13 protein-coding genes are annotated in these 18,984 nt (G+C 64.2%); 4 read left to right on the top strand and 9 right to left on the bottom strand.

The features are described 5' to 3' along the window. Positions 1-8: 8 nt before the first annotated feature. The 3 genes from PF66_RS05630 to PF66_RS05640 are packed head-to-tail and all read right to left on the bottom strand — an operon-like array spanning position 9 to position 1,763. Complete coding sequence (locus tag PF66_RS05630) at positions 9-281, bottom strand: phosphopantetheine-binding protein (RefSeq protein ID WP_017903727.1); 273 nt, start codon at positions 279-281, stop codon at positions 9-11. After that, on the bottom strand, positions 250-1,068 hold the full coding sequence (locus PF66_RS05635) for a lysophospholipid acyltransferase family protein (RefSeq protein ID WP_054060674.1): 819 nt from the start codon (positions 1,066-1,068) through the stop codon (positions 250-252). Before PF66_RS05635 ends, PF66_RS05630 begins: the two co-directional genes overlap by 32 nt. Further along, positions 1,044-1,763, bottom strand: a complete 720-nt coding sequence (locus PF66_RS05640; RefSeq protein WP_054060675.1) for a beta-ketoacyl synthase chain length factor — start codon at positions 1,761-1,763, stop codon at positions 1,044-1,046. Before PF66_RS05640 ends, PF66_RS05635 begins: the two co-directional genes overlap by 25 nt. A gap of 364 nt (positions 1,764-2,127) precedes the next feature. Between PF66_RS05640 and PF66_RS05645 the strand changes: the two genes are divergently transcribed. Then, complete coding sequence (locus PF66_RS05645) at positions 2,128-2,904, top strand: ParA family protein (RefSeq protein ID WP_054060676.1); 777 nt, start codon at positions 2,128-2,130, stop codon at positions 2,902-2,904. A 5-nt stretch (positions 2,905-2,909) separates the two neighbouring features. Here the strand turns inward: PF66_RS05645 and trxC are convergent, their stop codons facing one another. Beyond that, on the bottom strand, positions 2,910-3,350 hold the full coding sequence (gene trxC, locus PF66_RS05650; RefSeq protein ID WP_054060677.1) for a thioredoxin TrxC: 441 nt from the start codon (positions 3,348-3,350) through the stop codon (positions 2,910-2,912). Between the two features lie 224 nt (positions 3,351-3,574). Here trxC and PF66_RS05655 point away from each other — a divergent pair, with 224 nt between their 5' ends. Both PF66_RS05655 and PF66_RS05660 read left to right on the top strand, forming a co-directional pair. Continuing rightward, complete coding sequence (locus PF66_RS05655) at positions 3,575-3,868, top strand: type II toxin-antitoxin system HigB family toxin (protein WP_054062099.1); 294 nt, start codon at positions 3,575-3,577, stop codon at positions 3,866-3,868. Next, a complete protein-coding gene (locus PF66_RS05660) occupies positions 3,868-4,269 on the top strand; it encodes a helix-turn-helix domain-containing protein (RefSeq protein WP_054062100.1) in 402 nt (133 codons plus the stop codon). The genes PF66_RS05655 and PF66_RS05660 overlap by 1 nt, the downstream gene beginning before the upstream one ends. 22 nt (positions 4,270-4,291) lie before the next feature. Here PF66_RS05660 and selO read toward each other — a convergent pair whose 3' ends face one another. From selO to putA, 5 genes are all read right to left on the bottom strand, one after another. Continuing rightward, entirely contained in the window at positions 4,292-5,755 is a 1,464-nt protein-coding gene (gene selO, locus PF66_RS05665; protein WP_054062101.1) for a protein adenylyltransferase SelO, read from the bottom strand. Positions 5,756-5,808: 53 nt separating this feature from the next. After that, complete coding sequence (gene mscK, locus PF66_RS05670) at positions 5,809-9,150, bottom strand: mechanosensitive channel MscK (protein ID WP_054062102.1); 3,342 nt, start codon at positions 9,148-9,150, stop codon at positions 5,809-5,811. Positions 9,151-9,189: 39 nt separating this feature from the next. Beyond that, positions 9,190-10,932 carry a potassium/proton antiporter gene (locus tag PF66_RS05675; RefSeq protein ID WP_054060682.1) on the bottom strand — a complete coding sequence of 581 codons (1,743 nt, stop codon included), beginning with the start codon at positions 10,930-10,932 and terminating at the stop codon, positions 9,190-9,192. A 102-nt stretch (positions 10,933-11,034) separates the two neighbouring features. Further along, complete coding sequence (locus PF66_RS05680; protein ID WP_054060683.1) at positions 11,035-12,837, bottom strand: acyl-CoA dehydrogenase; 1,803 nt, start codon at positions 12,835-12,837, stop codon at positions 11,035-11,037. Between the two features lie 188 nt (positions 12,838-13,025). Then, positions 13,026-16,979, bottom strand: coding sequence for a trifunctional transcriptional regulator/proline dehydrogenase/L-glutamate gamma-semialdehyde dehydrogenase (gene putA / locus PF66_RS05685; protein WP_054062103.1), 3,954 nt, complete (start codon positions 16,977-16,979; stop codon positions 13,026-13,028). Positions 16,980-17,435: 456 nt separating this feature from the next. Between putA and putP the strand changes: the two genes are divergently transcribed. Then, positions 17,436-18,920: a sodium/proline symporter PutP gene (gene putP / locus PF66_RS05690; RefSeq protein ID WP_054062104.1), complete on the top strand. Its 1,485-nt coding sequence runs from the start codon at positions 17,436-17,438 to the stop codon at positions 18,918-18,920. Positions 18,921-18,984 lie beyond the last annotated feature (64 nt).

Genomic DNA, 18,984 nt, shown 5'->3' on the forward strand with positions numbered 1-18,984 from the left:
GTGGTGTCTCACGCTGCCTGTTTTGCCGTGACGAAAGCCGCAAGGCTGGCCACGCTGGAAAAATGGTCACGGGTGTCCTTGGCGTCGGCGTCGATCTTGATGCCGTAGCGTTTCTGGATGGCCAGGCCGAGTTCGAGGGCGTCCACCGAGTCCAGGCCCAGGCCTTCGCCGAACAGCGTCTGCTCGTTGCCGATGTCCTGGGCGCTGATGTCTTCGAGGCCGAGGGCTTCGATGATCAGCTCCTTGATTTCAAGGTGCAGGGCGCTTGTTGGATCGCTCATCTGTGGCGAGCTCCTTAATGAAGTAATGATGCAGAAAATCGTTGAGCTTGCGCGAAGCCTGGGGCGCGGGGCCCTGGCTGGCGAAGGTCTGTGGGTCTATATCGGCCCCGACACGAAAACTGAAGTGCACCCGGCGGTGCGGGATGCGATACCAGGGTTCGGCCTTGGTCAGGGTGGTGGGGCTGACCTCGATCACCACAGGGGTGATGATTCTCGCACCGCGCAGGGCGATTGCGGCGGCGCCGCGATGAAAGGCCGGTGCCGTGCCGGGCGAGGTCCGGGTGCCTTCGGGGAAGATGATCAGGGTCTGGCCACCCTGCAGGGCACCGACGGCGGTATCGAGCATCTCCATGCTGCCGTCGTTGCTGATGTATTCGGTGGAGCGCACCGGCCCGCGGGTGAACGGGTTTTGCCAGAGGCTCTGCTTGACCACGCAGTTGGCGTTGCGCACCAGGCCGATGAGGAACACCACGTCGATCAGCGACGGGTGGTTGGCGATGATCATCTGGCCGGGACGCCCGAGCCGATCCGCGCCTTCGACCTCATAGGTCAGCACACCGCTGCGGGCCATGAAGCGGATGAACAGCCAGAACAGCCGGCTCACCGTGCGTCTGGCCCGCTCGCGCTGGCGTTGCGCGTCGCCGGGCAGGCAGGCGAGCAGGGGGAAGATCACCAGGCGCAGGCACAGGCCGCCCAGGCCGAACAGGGCAAAGCTGATGGCGGTGGCCAGCAGGCGCCAGTAATAGGCGTCGCGGGGCCTGGTCATGCTCGGCGTTGCCAGTTCCATGCACGGGTCTTCCATGTGTGTTGGCAAGCGGTTTGCGATCCGAGCAGGGTTCGTACCAGGTTCAGCGCATGGGGCCATTCGGCGCGGGTGCCCTGGTCTTCGCAGCGCCCGAGGGACAACTGCCAGTCATCGCCCGGTGTCAGCAGCAGGCCGACGGCATAGGGGAACGGCACGTCGTCGATCCAGCGGCTGTAGGCCTCGGGCGGCTGTTCCTCGGTGATCACCAGCAGCACCGCCGGCGCGCCCTCGGCGAGCAGCGCCGCGGCTTCCAGCATGCCGTGCTCGAGACCGTCGCCATTGGCGGCCAGGGCGGTCATTTCGCTGGTTTCACCGCGCATGATCGACCACAGGCCGATAATGGCGTTATGCACCGAGAGGCTGAACTGGGTGGGCGAGAGCGGCTGGTCGGCGGCCAGGTCGCTGAGGATTTCCAGCGTGCGCGGGGTTTCGCCGTGGCGGGAAATGAATACCAGGGGCAGTGCCTCATGGCCCTCGGCCAGTGGCCAGCCGACGCTGAACGCCATGCGTGCCAGGCGGCTGAGACGACGGCGCTGCATGGCCGGCAGGAACGACACATCGGGAGCCGCATCGCTCGCGGCTGGCACCGTAGGCTGGCGGCTCCAGGCCTGCCAGTCGGACACGCTTTCGAGGCTCGGGGCCCAGGCGCGCCATTGAGCGATATTGAAGTTGATCACTGAGTGTCTTCCCGCCCCTGCGGGCTTCCTTGAAACGCTGCGGCTGGATGCTTGGAGCGATACCCACCTTGGCGTGGCGCTGTGGCCGAGTGGCGCGCATTATCCCGGTGTGGCGGGCTTGTAGCAAACAATTGGCTACATTTTGCACGATAAAATTTACAGACGGACAACCGAATAGATGTCATATGGCTATTATTCATGTTTTCGGTGAGACATCTGTCGGCCGTTTCCTTCGATTGAATGGAATCTTTCGGAGTTCGCCGAGTTATCGGTTATCGCGAGGGGGTTCTTGTCTCCTCAAGGTGGCGAAGCGACAGCCAAGCCCTCTACACTCGGTCATTCATTGATACACGGAGGTCTTGTCATGCGGCGTGTGGTGTTCAATCAGAAAGGTGGGGTCGGCAAGTCGAGCATTGCCTGCAACCTGGCGGCGGTCAGTGCCAGCGAAGGTTATCGGACCCTGTTGGTGGACCTCGATGCCCAGGCCAACTCCACGCAGTACCTGACCGGCCTGACCGGTGAGGACATTCCCATGGGGATCGCCGACTTCTTCAAGCAGACCCTGTCGTCCGGGCCGTTCTCGAAGAAGAACCAGGTGGATATCTACGAGACGCCGTTCGACAACCTGCATGTGATCACCGCCACCCCCGAACTGGCCGACCTGCAGCCCAAGCTCGAGGCCAAGCACAAGATCAACAAGCTGCGCAAACTCCTGGAGGAATTGGCCGAGGACTACGATCGCATCTACCTGGATACTCCGCCGGCACTGAATTTCTATGCGGTTTCAGCGTTGATCGCCGCTGATCGCGTATTGATTCCCTTCGACTGCGACAGTTTCTCGCGCCAGGCGCTGTACGGCCTGCTGGCGGAGATCGAAGAGTTGAAGGATGACCACAACGAGGACCTGCAGGTCGAGGGCATCGTGGTCAACCAGTTCCAGGCCAGGGCCAGCCTGCCGCAGCAGATGCTCGACGGCCTGATCGCCGACGGGTTGCCGGTGCTACCGGTGTACCTCGGCAGTTCGGTGAAGATGCGCGAGTCCCATGAGGCCAGTAAACCGCTGATTCACTTCGACCCGCGACACAAGCTGACCCAGCAGTTCGTCGAACTGCACAACCTGCTGGAAGAGAAGGCCCAGTAAGGCCACTAGGCCGCGATGCCCTGGCTGCGCAGCCAGGCCAGCAGTTGCGGCAACGGAAACGCTCCGCTCTGCCGCGCGACTTCCTGGCCATTCCTGAACAGGATCAGGCTGGGAATCGAGCGGATGCCCAGTTGGGCCGACAGTTGCGGGTTGGCCTCGCTGTCGAGCTTGGCCAGGCGGCACTTGCCGGCCAGCTGGCTGGCTGCCTGTTCGAACACCGGCGCAAACGACTTGCACGGCCCGCACCAATCCGCCCAGACATCCAGCAGCAACGGCAGGTCGCCCTTGACCTGGCTGGCGTAGGCGCCCTGGTTCAGGTCGAAAGGCTTGTTCAGCAGCACCTCGCCCTTGCAGCGCCCGCATTTCGGCTGGTCGCCGAGGCGTTCGGCAGGCAGGCGGTTTAGGCCGTTGCAGTGGGGGCAGGGGATCATCAGGGGGTCGGACATGGGCATGGGCTCCGCAGGATTGGCCATTGTTCCTATCTGGAGGCTGGAGCGCGCTTTATCAAGGCGCTGCGCCGGTGTCGCATACCCTCACACTTTCACTCGCGGGGTCTTTGGTTGAGCGCCTAGCCTGAAGGTGTATGCCATCGGTCAGATTATTTCATAGCAAATTGCGATAGTTTGATGCGGCGGCTAGTCTCTATAGCAAGATGCGATAAGGATGTTGCATGCGGGTGATTACCGAGAAGCGGATTCGCGAGGCCAGGGCGAAATGGCCTGAGGCTGCCAGTGCGCTGGATGCCTGGTGCAGGCGGATCAAAGGGAGCAGTCCTGGAAATTTTTCAGCGCTCAAGGCGATATTTCCGGCGACAGACAAGGTCGGCAGGCTGCATGTGTTTGATATCGGTGGGAACAAGCTGCGGCTGATCGCGGGTGTGCATCACGGTGCCCAGCAGTTGTACATCAAGCAGGTGCTGGACCACCGCGACTATGACAAGGGTAAATGGAAGGAGACGTGTTGATGAACGCTGCCGTCAAGCAGGCATCCGAGCACTGGCCGTTTGTGGAACCACTGCTGCGCAAACCAAAAAACGAGGCCGATTACGATGCTCTTGTCGAGGCTCTCGACGAGCTGCTGGGCATCGTGGGTGAAGACGAATCGAATCCGCTCATGAGTCTGGTGAGCATCATCAGTGATTACATCGAGGCTTATGACAAGGAACACTGGCCCATGCCGCTGGCCAGCGGGGCCGATGTGCTGCGGGAGATGATGCGCGAGCATGGCCTGAAGCAGAGCGATTTGCCCGGGGTGGGGCCGCAATCGGTGGTCTCCGAGATCCTCAGCGGCAAGCGCCAGCTCAACCTGCGCCAGATTCGCTGGCTGGCCGAGCGCTTTGGGGTACGGGAGCAGATCTTTATCTGAGCCAGCCGTATGGCCTCGTGCTTCAGGATGAGCAACTGATTTCCAGATGCTTGCCCCATTCCGGTGGCCTTTCGGCATAGGCCTCCATCCCTGGCTGTTCCTCGAACGGTTGGCTCAGTACCGCGTGTAGCTGGCGTACTTCGGTGTAATCACCTTTTTCCGCAGCCTCAATGGCCCGCTGCGCCAGGTAGTTGCGCAGGATGTACAGCGGGTTGACCGCGTGCATGCGTGCCTGGCGCCGAGCTTCATCCTGGTCCGGCTCGCGGGCGACACGGGCGGTGTAGCGTTCGGCCCAGGCATCGAAGCCCCTGAGGTCGATGAAGTCGTCGCGCAGGCGTGTCACCGCCAGGTGGGCCGGCTGGTCGCCCAGGCGGCGGAAGAACAGGCTGTAGTCGACGCCGCCGACCTGCATCCGCTGCAGCAAATCCTCCACCAGTTGCTGGTCGCCATCTTCTGCGGTGGTCAGGCCGAGGCGGCGGCGCATCAGGTCCAGGTAGTGGGCCTGGTACAGCGGCAGGAACAGTCCGAGGGCTTCGCGCAGGGCCTCGACGCTGATGAACGGTGTCAGTGCCTGCGCCAGCGCGCTGAGGTTCCACTGGCCGATCGGCACCTGGTTGCTGAACGAGTAGCGGCCCTGGTCGTCGGAGTGGTTGCAGATGAAGTGGGCATCGAAATCATCGAGGAAGGCGAAGGGGCCGAAGTCGAAGGTGATGCCCAGGATCGACATGTTGTCGGTATTCATCACGCCATGGCAGAAACCATAGGCCTGCCATTTGGCGATCAGCTCGGCGTTGCGCTCGACGATTTCGCGGAACATCGCCAGGTACGGCTCCGGCTGTGCCAGGCACTCGGGGAAGTGCTGCGCCAAGACGTATTCGGCGAGCTGTTTGTGCTGCTCGGTCTGCTGGGTGTAGTAGAAGTACTCGAAGTGGCCGAAGCGGACATGGCTCGGCGCCAGGCGCAGGACCATCGCCGCGCGCTCCTGCCGCTCGCGCCAGACCGGGGTATCCGAACCGATCACGCACAGTGCGCGGCTGCTGGGAATGCCCAGGGCCTGCAGGGCTTCGGAGGCGAGAAATTCGCGGATCGACGAGCGCAGCACCGCTCGGCCGTCGCCCATGCGCGAGTAGGGGGTCTGTCCGGCACCCTTGAGGTGCAGGTCCCAGTGTTCGCCGGCCGCGTTTTTGACCTCGCCGAGCAGCAGCCCGCGGCCATCGCCCAGGCGCGGGTTGTAGGAGCCGAACTGGTGTCCCGAATAGACCATCGCCCGTGGCTCGGCCTCGGCCCACAGCGTGTGGCCGCCGAACAGCTGGGCGAAGTCGTCCTCTTCGGCGCTCGCCGGGTCCAGGTCGAGCAGCGCCATGGCCGCCGGGCTGGCCGCGACCAGGCGCGGGTTGTCGATGGGCTCGGGCAGCACATGGGTGGAAAAGGCATCGCCCAGGCGGGCGAAGCGGTTGTCGAAGGTCAGTTCGTCGAGGGCTTTCAACGGCCATCTCCAGCAGAATGTCCTGGCATTCTGCTGGGATTAGCCGGCTTGCGCTAGTCGAGCTTGGCCGCGGGAGGGACTTGATCCGGTTTGGCGGGTACCAGGGTGGGTGCCTCGTCTTCCACTGGCACCAACTTGTATTCCTGGCCATGCAGGTTCTTGAGGTAGACCTCCATCTGCCGGAAGGAGATGTTGATGTGCTCCTTCTTGAATTCGCGGTTGATGAAGCGGTTGACCTCGTCGATCACCGGGTTGCGGTCGCCCAGGTCGCGCACGTGCATGCGCAGCTCATGATCCAGCGTGCTTTCGCCGAAGTTGAGGAAATACACGTGTGGCTCGGGTTCCTTGAGCACCCGCGGGTTGTCGCGGGCGGCCTTGAGCAGCAGTTCCTTCACGCGGTCCAGGTCGGAGCCGTAGTCCACGCCGAGCTTGAGGGTCACGCGGGTGACGGTGTCTGTCAGCGACCAGTTGATCAGTTGCCCGGTGATGAAGGTCTTGTTCGGGACGATGATGTCCTTGCGATCGAAGTCGGTGATGGTGGTGGCGCGGATGCGGATCTTGCTCACCGTACCCGACAGCGTGCCGATGGTGATGGTGTCGCCGATGCGGACCGGACGCTCGAACAGGATCATGATGCCGGAGATGAAGTTGGCGAAGATTTCCTGCATGCCGAAACCCAGGCCTACCGAGAGCGCCGCCACCAGCCATTGCAACTTGTCCCAGCTCACGCCGAGGGTCGACAGGGTGGAGACGAAACCGATGCCGACAATGATGTAGGACAGCAGCGTGGTGGTGGCGTAGGCGCTGCCTTGGGCCAGGTCGAGCTTGGACAGCACCAGGACTTCCAGCAGGCCGGGCAGGTTGCGCGCCAGGGCCAGGGTGATACCGACGATCGCCAGTGCTCCGATCAGGTTGCCGAGGGTGATCGGCACCATGCTCATGGCCGCGCCGGTGCCGCTGGTGTATTCGTAGAGGGTGATGTTGTCCAGGTAGGAGAACACCGTGATCAGGTCCGACCAGACCCAGTACAGCGCGGCGACGAAGCCGCCGAGCAGGGCCAGGCGGATCAGGCGCAGGGACTGCTGGTTGACCTGTTCGATGTCCAGGGTCGGTTCCTCGACCACCACCTCGCCGTCGCCCGCTTCCTTGGCCGCCTGGCGTTTGCTCAGGGCACGCTGGTAGGCCAGGCGCCGGGCGGCCACGGCCAGCCCGCGAACGAAGGTGGCCTCGATCACCAGCCAGAACATCAGCAGGTACAGGGTGTCGATCAGTCGATCGCTGAGTTTCAGCGCGGTGTAGTAGTAGCCGAAGCAGACCGCGACGAACAGGGCGATGGGCAGGGCGGTGAAGAGTACGCCGATCAGTTTGCGGAACAGCGAGGCCTTGCCGTGGTTCGGGCTGCCCAGCAGCAGGCGGCTGAGCAGCCAGGCCATCAGCGCATAGCAGGTCAGTACCACGCCGATGCCGAGCACGTCGTCGGCCAGCGATGCCGGCTGCAGCTCGGCCACGGCCACCACGGCCACCAGGGCCAGCACGACGAAGCCCAGGCGCCGTACCCAGCCCTGGAGGAATTCGACCTGGGGTTTTTCCCAGTGGAAATGCAGCTCGGCGACACCACCGGGCGCCAGCACCCGGTACGCGGTGTAGAACACCAGCCAGGCCTGGGAGATCTGCAGCAGCGCGGCGCCGAGGTTGGCGTTCTGGCCGCGGGCGTCGATCTGCAGGGCGTAGCCGCACAGCGCCAGGGCCAGGGTGACCGGCATCGCCAAGAGGATGTTGACCAGGATTGCCAGCGGCGTATGCCACTGGCTGTCGCGCTTGAAGTGGCCGATGTCCTTGTGGACCTTGTTCAGCCGCCCGTAGAGGTAGTTGCGCTTCCACAGGAGCCCGCCGATCACCAGCAGCAGCGGCAGGAACAGCAGGGGGCGTTGCAGCAGGCCGTCAGTCAGTTCGCTGATGCTGGACAGCCAGGGCAGCGTGGTGACCTGTTTCTGCAGGCGGTTGGGCACGCCTTCCAGCCACTCCAGGTCCAGCGGTTTGTTGCTGGGGATCCAGAACATCTGCTCGTCGAGGGTCGCGCGCAGGTTCTGGGCCGTGCTGAGCAACTGTTTCTGGTTCAGTTGCAGGGTGATGGACTCGTTGAGCAACGCGCTCAGTTCGCGGTTCAGGCGTTCCAGCAGGTCGCTGCGGGTCACGGCCAGGTCGAGCAGGGTGCGGCGCAACTGGGGGGTGACCTGCTCCGGCGGCTGGGTCGCCAGCAGGTTCTCCACGTAGCTGGACGGACTGCTGAGCAGTTCACGCTGCTGGTTGACCTCGAACTGGTACAGACGGATGTCGGCGATCTCGTCCGCCAGGTTCTTGTCGACCTTCAGGCGGGGCAGGGCCTGTTTCTGCTTGTAGAGAATTTTCGACAGCAGCAGGCTGCCCTTGAGCACGTTGATCTGCTCGTCCAGGGCCTGGTCGCTCTGGGTCAGGGTGTCGAGCTGCTGCTTGGTCTGCAGGTTCTGCTGGGTCAGTTCGTTGAGACGGTCGGTGCTCTTGAGCAGGTAGTCGGAGAGCCTCAGGTTGGTCGCGCTCTCGGTCGCCAGCAGGCTGCTGTCGCCGGCTTTCTGCGCTTCGATGGACTGCTGGGTGACGGTCTGCTGGGACTGGGCCAGGCGCTTCTGGTTGATCAGCGTCTGCATGTCCTGGATTTCCTGTTCCAGGCGCGCGGTCTTTTCCATCAGCAGGTCGTGCTGGCTGTTGCCCAGGTCCTGCAGTTGGCTATTGCCCGCCAGTTCCTGGCGGCGCAGCGGGATCAGCGCGTTGATCGACGCCAGCTCGGCGGTCAGTTGGTTGCGTTGTTCGGTGCTGAGGGTCTTGCCGTTGTCCTTGCCCAGCTTGAGGATGGTGTTGATCTGCTGGATGCGGGTCTGGCTGCTGCTGATTTCCGACTGGGCCCGTTCGGGGCGGGTCTGGGCGGTGATGATCAGGCTGTTGGCGTCGGCCAGGGCCTTTTGCAGTTCACCCTGCTGGGTGGTGCGCTCGGCCAGCAGTTGCTCCAGTTGCGGCACCGATTGGCTGGCATAGCGCTGGGCGACCGGAATCACCCGGGTGGCTTTCAGGCGAGCCAGTTCGCGCTGGTTCTCGCTGGTCTGGCGCGGGGCTTCGGCCACCTGCTGCTTGGTTGCGGCCAGGCGCCTGGTGTAGTCGTCGGCACTGGACAGCCAGCTCAGGGTCTGTTGCAGCACCTGTTGCAGGGCTTTCTGATCGGCATCCGGCAGCTTGCGATCGGCGATCTTGTCCAGGCTCTGCTGGACCGACTCGCTGGTGGGCGGTTCGGCAGCCTGCAACGTGCCGACGGAAAGACTCAGGCCCAGCAGGGCGGCAAGAGAAACAGAGCGCAAGAAGGACATAGGTACCGATCGAGCCAGGTAAGTCGGGAAGTGGGCAGTTTAGAGGAAGAGTCCCGGCCCTGGGCGACTTCCTTCGGGGAATCTGACGCCGACTTTGCCGATCTTGTTCCCGTCCATGACCGCCACGGTCCAGATGGTGTTGTTCCACTCCACCTGGTCGCCGACGATCGGCGCGCCGCCGACCTTGTGGGCGATGAAGCTGCCCAGCGGGGTATTCGGGTCGTCGCCTTCGAGTTTCAGGCCATACAGGGCCGCGACCGCGCCCAGCTGGGCGTCGCCCTCGAGGACGAAGTCGCCGAAGAAGCGCAGGTCGAGGCCGCGTTGCGGGGCCTGGCTGAACAGCTTGCCGAGGGCCGGCAGGTTGTGTTCGTGGCCGATGACGCAGAGCAGGTCGCCGACTTCCAGGGTGGTGCTACCCGACGGATGGAGCAGTTGCTGGCCACGGAACAGGGCGGCGATCCGCGTACCCTCGGGCATCTTCAGCTCGCGCAGGGCGGCACCGATGCACCATTTCTCCGCACCGAGGCGATAGACGAACAGCTCCCACTCGCTGGTGACGTGCACTTCCAGGGCGGCCCGGGAAATCGGGGCCGGCTCCGGTGGTACGGTGACCTTGAGCAGCTTGGCCACCCACGGCAGGCTGGTGCCCTGCACCAGCAGCGACACCAGCACGATGAAGAACGCCAGGTTGAAGTAGAGCTGCGCATGGGGCAGGCCGGCCATCAGCGGGAACACCGCGAGAATGATCGGTACCGCGCCGCGCAGGCCAACCCAGGAGATAAAGGCCTTTTCCCGGCCATGGAAGGCGCGGAACGGCAGCAGGCCGACCACCACCGACAGCGGCCGGGCGAACAGGATCATCCACAGCGCCAGCCCCAGGGCCGGCAGGGCGATGGGCAGCAGGTCGTGCGGCGTGACCAGCAGGCCCAGCACCAGGAACATGCCGATCTGCGCCAGCCAGGCCATGCCGTCGAGCATGTGCAGGATGCCGTGGCGGCTGCGCACCGGGCGGTTGCCGATCACCAGGCCACACAGGTAGACGGCGAGGAAGCCACTGCCGTGCAGGGCGTTGGTCAGGGCAAAGACCACCAGGCCGCCAGCGATCACCAGGATCGGGTACAGGCCGTTGGCCAGGTTGATGCGGTTGACCAGTTGCAGCATCAGCCAGCCGCCGCCGAGGCCGATGACGCCGCCGATGCCGAATTCACGAACCAGGTGGCCGAGCAGGCTCCAGTGCAGGCCGGTCTGGCCGCTGGCGAGCATGTCGATCAGGGTCACGGTGAGGAACACCGCCATCGGGTCGTTACTGCCCGACTCGATTTCCAGGCTGGCGGTCACCCGTTCGTTGAGGCCCTTGCCGCCGAGCAGGGAGAACACCGCGGCGGCGTCGGTCGAGCCGACGATGGCGCCGATCAGCAGGCCCTGGATGATGTTCAGGTCGAACAGCCAGGCGGCGGCCATGCCGGTCAGCCCGGTGGTGATCAGCACGCCCACCGTCGCCAGCGACAGCGCCGGCCAGAGTGCCACGCGGAAGCTCGCCACCCGCGTGCGCAGGCCGCCATCGAGCAGGATCACGGCGAGCGCCAGGTTGCCCACCAGGTAGGCGGTCGGGTAGTTGTCGAAGATGATGCCGCCGCCGTCAACGCCGGCGGTCATGCCCACCGCGAGGATGATCACCAGGATCGGGATGCCCAGGCGCGAGGAGAGGGAACTGACCAGGATACTTGCGCCTACCAGCAACGCGCCGATCAAGAACAGGCTGTTGATGGTCGTCGCATTCAAAGGCAGTACTCCATAAAGCTGGAAAGGCGGGTGCGCAGACTGAACCATGCAGTCTGCGTGCCAGCGATTCTAACCTGTTGAAATGTACCGCTGTCAAAAGCTTTAGAACCACTCCTCGCGCATCGACAGGCAGGTGTCGTCCCGTGCCTGCAGAATCGCCAGTTCATGATGGCAGCCTGGCACCTCCCAGGTCAGGAAGTAGCGGGCCGCCTGCAGCTTGCCCTTATAGAACGCGAGGTCGGCGGCGTTGCCCCTGGCCAGGCCTTCCTCGGCCCGCACCGCCTGCTCCAGCCAGCGCCAGCCGATTACCGTGTGGCCAAAAGCCTTGAGATACAGCGCCGAGTTGGCCAGGCCGCTGTTGACCTTGCCTTGTGCCAGGTCGCCGAGCAGGCCGATGGTCACTGCCTGCAGGCGGGCGACCAGTTGCTCCAGCGGTTCGCGCAACGCATCCAGCGCCGGGTACGCGGCGGCACGCTGGCCGGTGTCGGCGATCAGGCGGATCAGTTGCTTGAGGCCGGCGCCGCCGTTCTGCGCCAGCTTGCGGCCGAGCAGGTCCAGCGACTGGATGCCATGGGTGCCCTCGTGGATCGGATTCAGGCGGTTGTCGCGGTAGTACTGCTCCACCGGGTACTCGCGGGTGTAGCCATGGCCGCCGAGGATCTGGATGGCCAGTTCGTTGGCCTTGAGGCAGAACTCCGACGGCCAGGATTTGACGATCGGCGTCAGCAGGTCGAGCAGTTCATGGGCCTGTCGCCGATCGGCTTCCGATTCCAGGGTGGTGGTGTCGTCGAACAGACGGGCGGCGTACAGGCCCAGGTCGAAGGCGCCTTCGACATAGGCCTTCTGGGTCAGCAGCATGCGCTTGACGTCGGCGTGCTGGATGATCGCCACCGGTGCGGTGTTCGGGTCCTTGCTGTCGGGCAGCCGGCCTTGCGGACGCTCCCGTGCATATTCCAGGGAGTACAGGTAGCCGGCGTAGCCGAGCATGACCGCGCCCATGCCGACGCCGATGCGCGCCTCGTTCATCATCTGGAACATGTAGCTGAGGCCGTGATGGGGTTTGCCCACCAGATAACCCACGCAATTGCCGTTATCGCCGAAGTTCAGTGCCGTGGAAGTGGTGCCGCGCCAGCCCATCTTGTGGAACAGCCCGGCCAGCAACACGTCGTTGCGCGCACCGAGGCTGCCATCGTCGTTGACCAGGAACTTGGGCACGATGAACAGCGAGATACCCTTCACCCCAGGTGGGGCATCCGGCAGCTTGGCCAGAACCATGTGCACGATGTTTTCCGACAAGGGGTGGTCGCCGCCGGAAATGAAGATCTTGTTGCCCTTGAGCCGGTAGCTGCCGTCGGTCGCAGGTTCGGCGCGGGTACGGATATCGGCCAACGACGAGCCGGCGTGGGGCTCAGTCAGGGCCATGGTGCCGAAGAAGCGGCCGTCGATCATCGGCTGCAGGAAGCGGCGCTTCTGTTCGTCGCTGCCGAAGCTCTCGATCAGGTTGGCCGCGCCCATGGTCAGGAACGGGTAGGAGGTCGACGCGGCGTTGGCCGACTGGAAGTGCGCGAAGCAGGCCTGGGACAGCAGGGTCGGCAGTTGCATGCCGCCGGCCTCGAAGCTGCGTGCGGCATTGAGGAAACCGGCCTCGAGGAACGCATCCACCGCCGGCTTCACTTCCGGGATCAGGATCGCTTCGCCATTTTCATAGCGCGGTTCGTTTTCATCGTTCTTGCGGTTGTGCGGCGCGAAGAACTTTTCGGCGATGGTGCGGGCGGTGTCCAGGGCGGCGTCGAAGGTCTCCCGCGAATGTTCGGCGAACCGCTCGCGGCGGGTCAGGCCTTCGGCATCGAGGACTTCGTACAGCTCGAAAGCCAGATTGCGGGAACTGAGCAGCGTCTCGGACATGGCGGCCTACCTTTGATGGGATGAATCGAGTCTAGGTGGCTGAATGGACAGTGCCTAGCAAGATTGATCTGGGTGATGGAGGGTCAAAGCGACGACGTGGTCCGCCCCTTTGTCAGGTCTGCCTTGCCTTTTGAGTTCTGTTGCAAACAGGCCTGGCGCCCATTGCGGGCGCCAGGCTGGCGGGCGGATCAGCCGATGGTCATCAGGCTGGCGTTACCGCCGGCCGCCGCGGTGTTGACGCTCAGTGCCCGCTCGATCACCAGACGTTCCAGCGCGATGCCGGTTTCGCCCTGGGACAGGCCCTGCACGCCAACGATCGCGCCGGCCCGTTTCGCCACCTGCTGGCACACGGCGCGCAACTGGTCGGAGTGGCCGTGATGCAGGACCGCGTCGAACACCACCTCGTCCTTGTGCCAGTCGGCGACCCGCTGTATGCGCGCCTGCACTTCCTTCGGCAGGCGCGCATACAGGGCCTTGCCCGGTTCGCCTTCCGGCCACAGCGCCGAGCTGCCCACCGCCAGCACGGCGGCGAGCTGGGTCAGCAGATCCGCCTCGAGTTCGGCCAGGCACAGCACGTGCTCCCGCGGCAGGATGGCGTAGCTGTTGCGCTCGCCGGTCGGACCGGCCAGGGCGCGGGTGATGCCGCTCTGCGACTGGGTGGCGAAGCGTGCGCAGAGGTCAGCCAGTTCCTGCTGCTGGTTGGCCGCAGCCCAGGCCTGCAGGGCGCTCAGTGGTTTGCCCATGGCTGCACGCAGGCGCACGTCCGGTGCATTGTGTGCGTCTACGCGGGCGAAGGACTGCTCGATGGCATCGGCCGGACGGGTCGACAGCAGGCGATACAGGTACAGCGGGCCGCCGGCTTTCGGGCCGGTGCCCGACAGCCCCTCGCCGCCGAACGGCTGCACGCCGACCACCGCGCCGACGATGTTGCGGTTGACGTAGACGTTGCCGGCGTTGACGTTGTCGACCACCTTGGCAATGGTTTCGTCGATCCGGGTGTGTACGCCCAGGGTCAGGCCATAGCCGCTGGCGTTGATCTGGGCGATCAGCTGGTCGATGTCCTTGCGCTTGTAGCGCACCACGTGCAGTACCGGGCCGAAGATCTCGCGCTTGAGCTCATCGAAGCTTTCCAGCTCGATCAGGGTCGGCATCACGAAGGTGCCGCGCTTGCATTCCTCGCCATCGGCAATCGCCATCTGATAGACGCTGCGACCTTTTTCACGCATGCCCTGGATGTGTTTCTCGATGCCGGCCTTGGCCTCGGCGTCGATCACCGGGCCGATGTCCACCGACAGGCGCTCCGGGTTGCCCAGGCGCGATTCGGCCATGGCGCCCTTGAGCATTTCGATCACGCGGTCGGCAGAGTCTTCCTGCAGGCACAGGACGCGCAGGGCCGAGCAGCGCTGGCCGGCACTGTCGAACGCCGAGGAGACCACGTCGATCACCACCTGTTCGGTCAGCGCCGAGGAGTCGACGATCATCGCGTTCTGCCCGCCGGTTTCGGCGATCAGCGGGATGGGCCGGCCCTGGTTGTCCAGGCGTCCGGCGACATTGCGTTGCAGCAGGCGCGCGACTTCGGTGGAGCCGGTGAACATCACGCCCTTGACCCGCTCGTCGCCAACCAGGCGCGCACCGACGGTTTCACCGCGGCCCGGCAGCAGTTGCACCACACCTTCCGGAATGCCGGCTTCGAGCAGCAGGCGCACGGCCTGGGCGGCGATCAGTGGGGTCTGTTCGGCCGGCTTGGCCAGCACCGGGTTGCCGGCGGCCAGTGCGGCGGCAACCTGGCCGCTGAAGATCGCCAGCGGGAAGTTCCACGGGCTGATGCAGACCACCGGGCCCAGCGGACGGTGGGCGTCGTTGGTGAAGTCGTTGCGCGCCTGTACCGCGTAGTAGCGCAGGAAGTCCACCGCTTCGCGGACTTCGGCGATGGCGTTGGCGTAGGTCTTGCCGGCTTCGCGAACCAGCAGACCCATCAGTGGCTGGATCTCGCCTTCCATCAGGTCGGCGGCGCGTTCCAGGATCGCCGCGCGTTCGGCGGGCGGTGTGGCTTGCCAGATCGGTGCGGCGTTGAGGGCGCACTGGATGGCGTTGTCGACGTCTTCGCTGTTGGCTTCCTGGACGTGGCCGACCACGTCGCGGTGATCCGATGGGTTCAGCACCGGCGCCGGGGTTTCATTGCTGGAGACGCAGCCGAGCATCGGCGCGGCTTTCCACGGGGTGTTGGCGCTGGCCAGCAGGGCGCAGGACAGCGAGGCGAGGCGGTGTTCGTTGGCCATGTCGATGCCCGCCGAGTTGGCGCGTTCGGTGCCATACAGCTCGCGTGGCAGGGGGATGCGCGGATGTGGCAGGCCGAAGCCGCCTTCCTGCAGGGCCATCTGCTCGATGCTGGCGACCGGGTCGGCCACCAGTTCCTGGATGGACACGGACTGGTCGGCGATGCGGTTGACGAACGAGGTGTTGGCACCGTTTTCCAGCAGGCGGCGCACCAGGTAGGCCAGCAGTGTCTCGTGGGTGCCGACCGGCGCATAGACGCGGCACGGACGGTTCAGCTTGCCCTCGGCGACCTTGCCCACCACCTGCTCGTAGAGCGGTTCGCCCATGCCGTGCAGGCACTGGAATTCGTACTGGCCGGGGTAATAGTTCTGCCCGGCGATATGGTAGATCGCCGACAGGGTGTGGGCGTTGTGGGTGGCGAACTGCGGGTAGATGACTTCCGGTACCGAGAGCAGCTTGCGGGCGCAGGCGATGTAGGACACGTCGGTGTACACCTTGCGTGTGTACACCGGGTAGCCTTCCAGGCCCTCGACCTGGGCGCGCTTGATCTCGCTGTCCCAATAGGCGCCCTTCACCAGGCGGATCATCAGGCGATGGCGGCTGCGGCGGGCCAGGTCGATCACGTAGTCGATCACGTAAGGGCAACGCTTCTGGTAGGCCTGGATCACGAAGCCGATGCCGTTCCAGCCGCTCAGTTGCGGCTCGAAGCACAGGCGTTCGAGCAGGTCCAGGGATAGCTCCAGGCGGTCGGCTTCCTCGGCGTCGATATTCAGGCCGATGTCGTACTGCTTGGCCAGCAGAGTCAGCGACAGCAGGCGCGGGTACAGCTCCTCCATGACACGCTCGTACTGGGCGCGGCTGTAGCGCGGGTGCAGGGCCGAGAGCTTGATGGAGATGCCCGGGCCTTCATAGATGCCGCGGCCATGGGAGGCCTTGCCGATGGCATGGATGGCCTGCTCGTAGGACGCCAGGTACTTCTGTGCGTCGTGCTCGGTCAGCGCCGCTTCGCCGAGCATGTCGTAGGAATAGCGGAAGCCCTTGCTTTCGAACTTGCTGGCATTGGCCAGGGCCTCGGCGATGGTTTCACCGGTGACGAACTGCTCGCCCATCAGGCGCATGGCCATGTCGACGCCCTTGCGGATCATCGGCTCGCCGCTCTTGCCGATGATGCGGCTCAGGGACGAGGTCAGGCCGGCCTCGTTATGGGTGGCGACCAGCTTGCCGGTCAGCAGCAGGCCCCAGGTGGCGGCGTTGACGAACAGCGATGGGCTGTTGCCCAGGTGCGGCTGCCAGTTGCCGGTGCTGATCTTGTCGCGGATCAGGGCGTCGCGGGTGCCCTTGTCGGGGATCCGCAGCAGGGCTTCGGCCAGGCACATCAGGGCCACGCCTTCCTGGGACGACAGGGAGAATTCCTGCAACAGTCCCTGGACGATGCCGGCACGGCCGCCGGCGCTCTTCTGGTTGCGCAGTTTCTCGGCGATGGTCGCGGCCAGCTTGTTGGTGGCTTCGGCGGTGGCCGCCGGCAGGCGCGCCTGTTCCAGCAGCATCGGTACCACTTCCGGCTCGGGGCGACGGTAGGCGGCGGTGATGGCGGCACGCAGCACCGACTGCGGCAGGATGCTCTCGGCGAATTCGAGGAAGCACTGGTGACCATGGTCGGCCTGGACTTCACCGGCGTCGTCGGCTTCGCCACGGGGCAGGCCGCTGAGTTCGCTCAGGGTTGCACCGCTCTCGAGCTTTTCCAGGTAGTTGAAGATGGCCTGCTTGATCAGCCAGTGCGGGGTGCGGTCGATCGAATGGGCCGCCGCTTTCAGGCGTTCGCGGGTCGGGTCGTCGAGTTTGACCCCAAGGGTGGTGGTCGCCATTTTTCTTGTCCTCATGGTTGCCACTACCGCGTGGCGTCAGATGGCCGAGAGATTAGCTCTGGCTTGCGGTAGGTGCAACCAGGTGCAACCTATTTTTCTTCGAAAATATGCACCGGTTAGCCGGGACAGCTTTTCCAAGCTCTGGCAGATGATTGGCTGTTTTCAGTTTTCGTCAGCCCGTCAGGGACTTACGTTGCGCGGGGGGGTAAAGGCGTGTGGGAAAAAGTGGAAAGGTGCCGAGGTGCAACTGATGGGGGTAAAACAGGTTGCGCCTTGTTCGTATTGTTGAATAGCATGCTCGATCGAGGTGCAACCTCCTACGAAGGGAGGCGCCCTTTGGTGATTTTCCTGGGGAAACTCAGTCATGAATGCCCGGTCCGTTTAATCGTCTGACATGAAATGTCGTTTCGTCGGTCGCGGATCGCCGCTGAATAAAAACAATGCCAGGGCTTTTTAATGAGCGTAAGCAACCCAACCCTGATCACCTTCGTGATCTACATCGCTGCGATGGTCCTGATCGGACTGATGGCCTATCGCTCCACCAACAACCTCTCCGACTACATTCTCGGCGGTCGCAGTCTTGGCAGTGTCGTGACCGCGCTTTCGGCGGGTGCTTCCGACATGAGCGGCTGGCTGCTGATGGGGCTGCCGGGGGCGATCTACATGTCCGGCCTGTCCGAGAGCTGGATCGCCATCGGCCTGATCGTCGGGGCCTACCTGAACTGGCTGTTCGTCGCCGGTCGCCTGCGGGTCCAGACCGAACACAACGGTGACGCGCTGACCCTGCCGGACTACTTCTCCAGCCGGTTCGAGGATCGCAGCGGTCTGCTGCGGGTGATTGCCGCCATCGTGATCCTGGTGTTCTTCACCATCTACTGCGCCTCCGGCATCGTTGCCGGTGCCCGCCTGTTCGAAAGCACCTTCGGCATGTCCTACAGCACCGCCTTGTGGGCCGGTGCGGCAGCGACCATTGCCTACACCTTCATCGGTGGTTTCCTGGCGGTCAGCTGGACCGACACCGTGCAGGCCACGCTGATGATCTTCGCGCTGATTCTCACGCCGATCATCGTGCTGCTGGCCACCGGTGGCGTCGACACCACCTTCCTGGCGATCGAGGCCCAGGATCCGGGGCACTTCGACATGCTGCGCAATACCACCTTCATCGGCATCATCTCGCTGATGGGCTGGGGCCTGGGTTACTTCGGCCAGCCGCATATCCTGGCGCGCTTCATGGCGGCGGATTCGGTCAAGTCGATCGCCAATGCCCGCCGCATTTCCATGACCTGGATGATCCTGTGCCTGGGTGGCACCGTGGCAGTGGGTTTCTTCGGGATCGCCTACTTCTCGGCGCATCCCGAGGTTGCCGGCCCGGTCAGCGAGAACCACGAACGGGTGTTCATCGAGCTGGCGAAGATCCTGTTCAACCCCTGGTTGGCCGGTGTGTTGCTGTCGGCGATCCTGGCCGCGGTGATGAGTACCCTGAGCTGCCAACTGCTGGTCTGCTCCAGTGCACTGACCGAGGATTTCTACAAGGCTTTCCTGCGCAAGTCCGCTTCGCAACTGGAACTGGTGTGGGTCGGCCGTGCCATGGTGCTGCTGGTGGCGGTGATCGCCATCGCCCTGGCCGCCAACCCTGAAAACCGCGTGCTGGGCCTGGTGAGCTACGCCTGGGCCGGTTTCGGCGCGGCCTTCGGTCCGGTGGTGCTGATCTCGGTGATCTGGAAGGACATGACCCGCAATGGCGCGTTGGCCGGCATTCTGGTCGGTGCTATCACGGTGATCGTCTGGAAGCAGTTCAACCTGCTGGGATTGTACGAAATCATCCCCGGCTTCCTCTTTGCCAGCATCGCGGTCTACGTGGTCAGCAGGATGGGCCAGCCCTCGGCGCAGATGCTCCAGCGTTTCGCCGCAGCGGAGAAGCAGTTCCGCGAGGAACACTGATCCTTGATAGGGGGCGGCAAGCCCTGTAGCGACAAGGCGGCCCGTCTCCCCGGAGACGGGCCGC

It is taken from the genome of Pseudomonas asplenii, from assembly GCF_001293465.1.
Lineage (GTDB): Bacteria > Pseudomonadota > Gammaproteobacteria > Pseudomonadales > Pseudomonadaceae > Aquipseudomonas > Aquipseudomonas fuscovaginae_B.

What these genes read in the sequence shown, in the direction of transcription:
- PF66_RS05630 (WP_017903727.1), bottom strand. Translation starts at nt 281, where the DNA reads ATGAGCGATCCAACAAGCGCCCTGCACCTTGAAATCAAGGAGCTGATC.
- PF66_RS05635 (WP_054060674.1), bottom strand. Translation starts at nt 1,068, where the DNA reads ATGGAACTGGCAACGCCGAGCATGACCAGGCCCCGCGACGCCTATTAC.
- PF66_RS05645 (WP_054060676.1), top strand. Translation starts at nt 2,128, where the DNA reads ATGCGGCGTGTGGTGTTCAATCAGAAAGGTGGGGTCGGCAAGTCGAGC.
- trxC (WP_054060677.1), bottom strand. Translation starts at nt 3,350, where the DNA reads ATGTCCGACCCCCTGATGATCCCCTGCCCCCACTGCAACGGCCTAAAC.
- PF66_RS05655 (WP_054062099.1), top strand. Translation starts at nt 3,575, where the DNA reads ATGCGGGTGATTACCGAGAAGCGGATTCGCGAGGCCAGGGCGAAATGG.
- PF66_RS05660 (WP_054062100.1), top strand. Translation starts at nt 3,868, where the DNA reads ATGAACGCTGCCGTCAAGCAGGCATCCGAGCACTGGCCGTTTGTGGAA.
- mscK (WP_054062102.1), bottom strand. Translation starts at nt 9,150, where the DNA reads ATGTCCTTCTTGCGCTCTGTTTCTCTTGCCGCCCTGCTGGGCCTGAGT.
- PF66_RS05680 (WP_054060683.1), bottom strand. Translation starts at nt 12,837, where the DNA reads ATGTCCGAGACGCTGCTCAGTTCCCGCAATCTGGCTTTCGAGCTGTAC.
- putA (WP_054062103.1), bottom strand. Translation starts at nt 16,979, where the DNA reads ATGGCGACCACCACCCTTGGGGTCAAACTCGACGACCCGACCCGCGAA.
- putP (WP_054062104.1), top strand. Translation starts at nt 17,436, where the DNA reads ATGAGCGTAAGCAACCCAACCCTGATCACCTTCGTGATCTACATCGCT.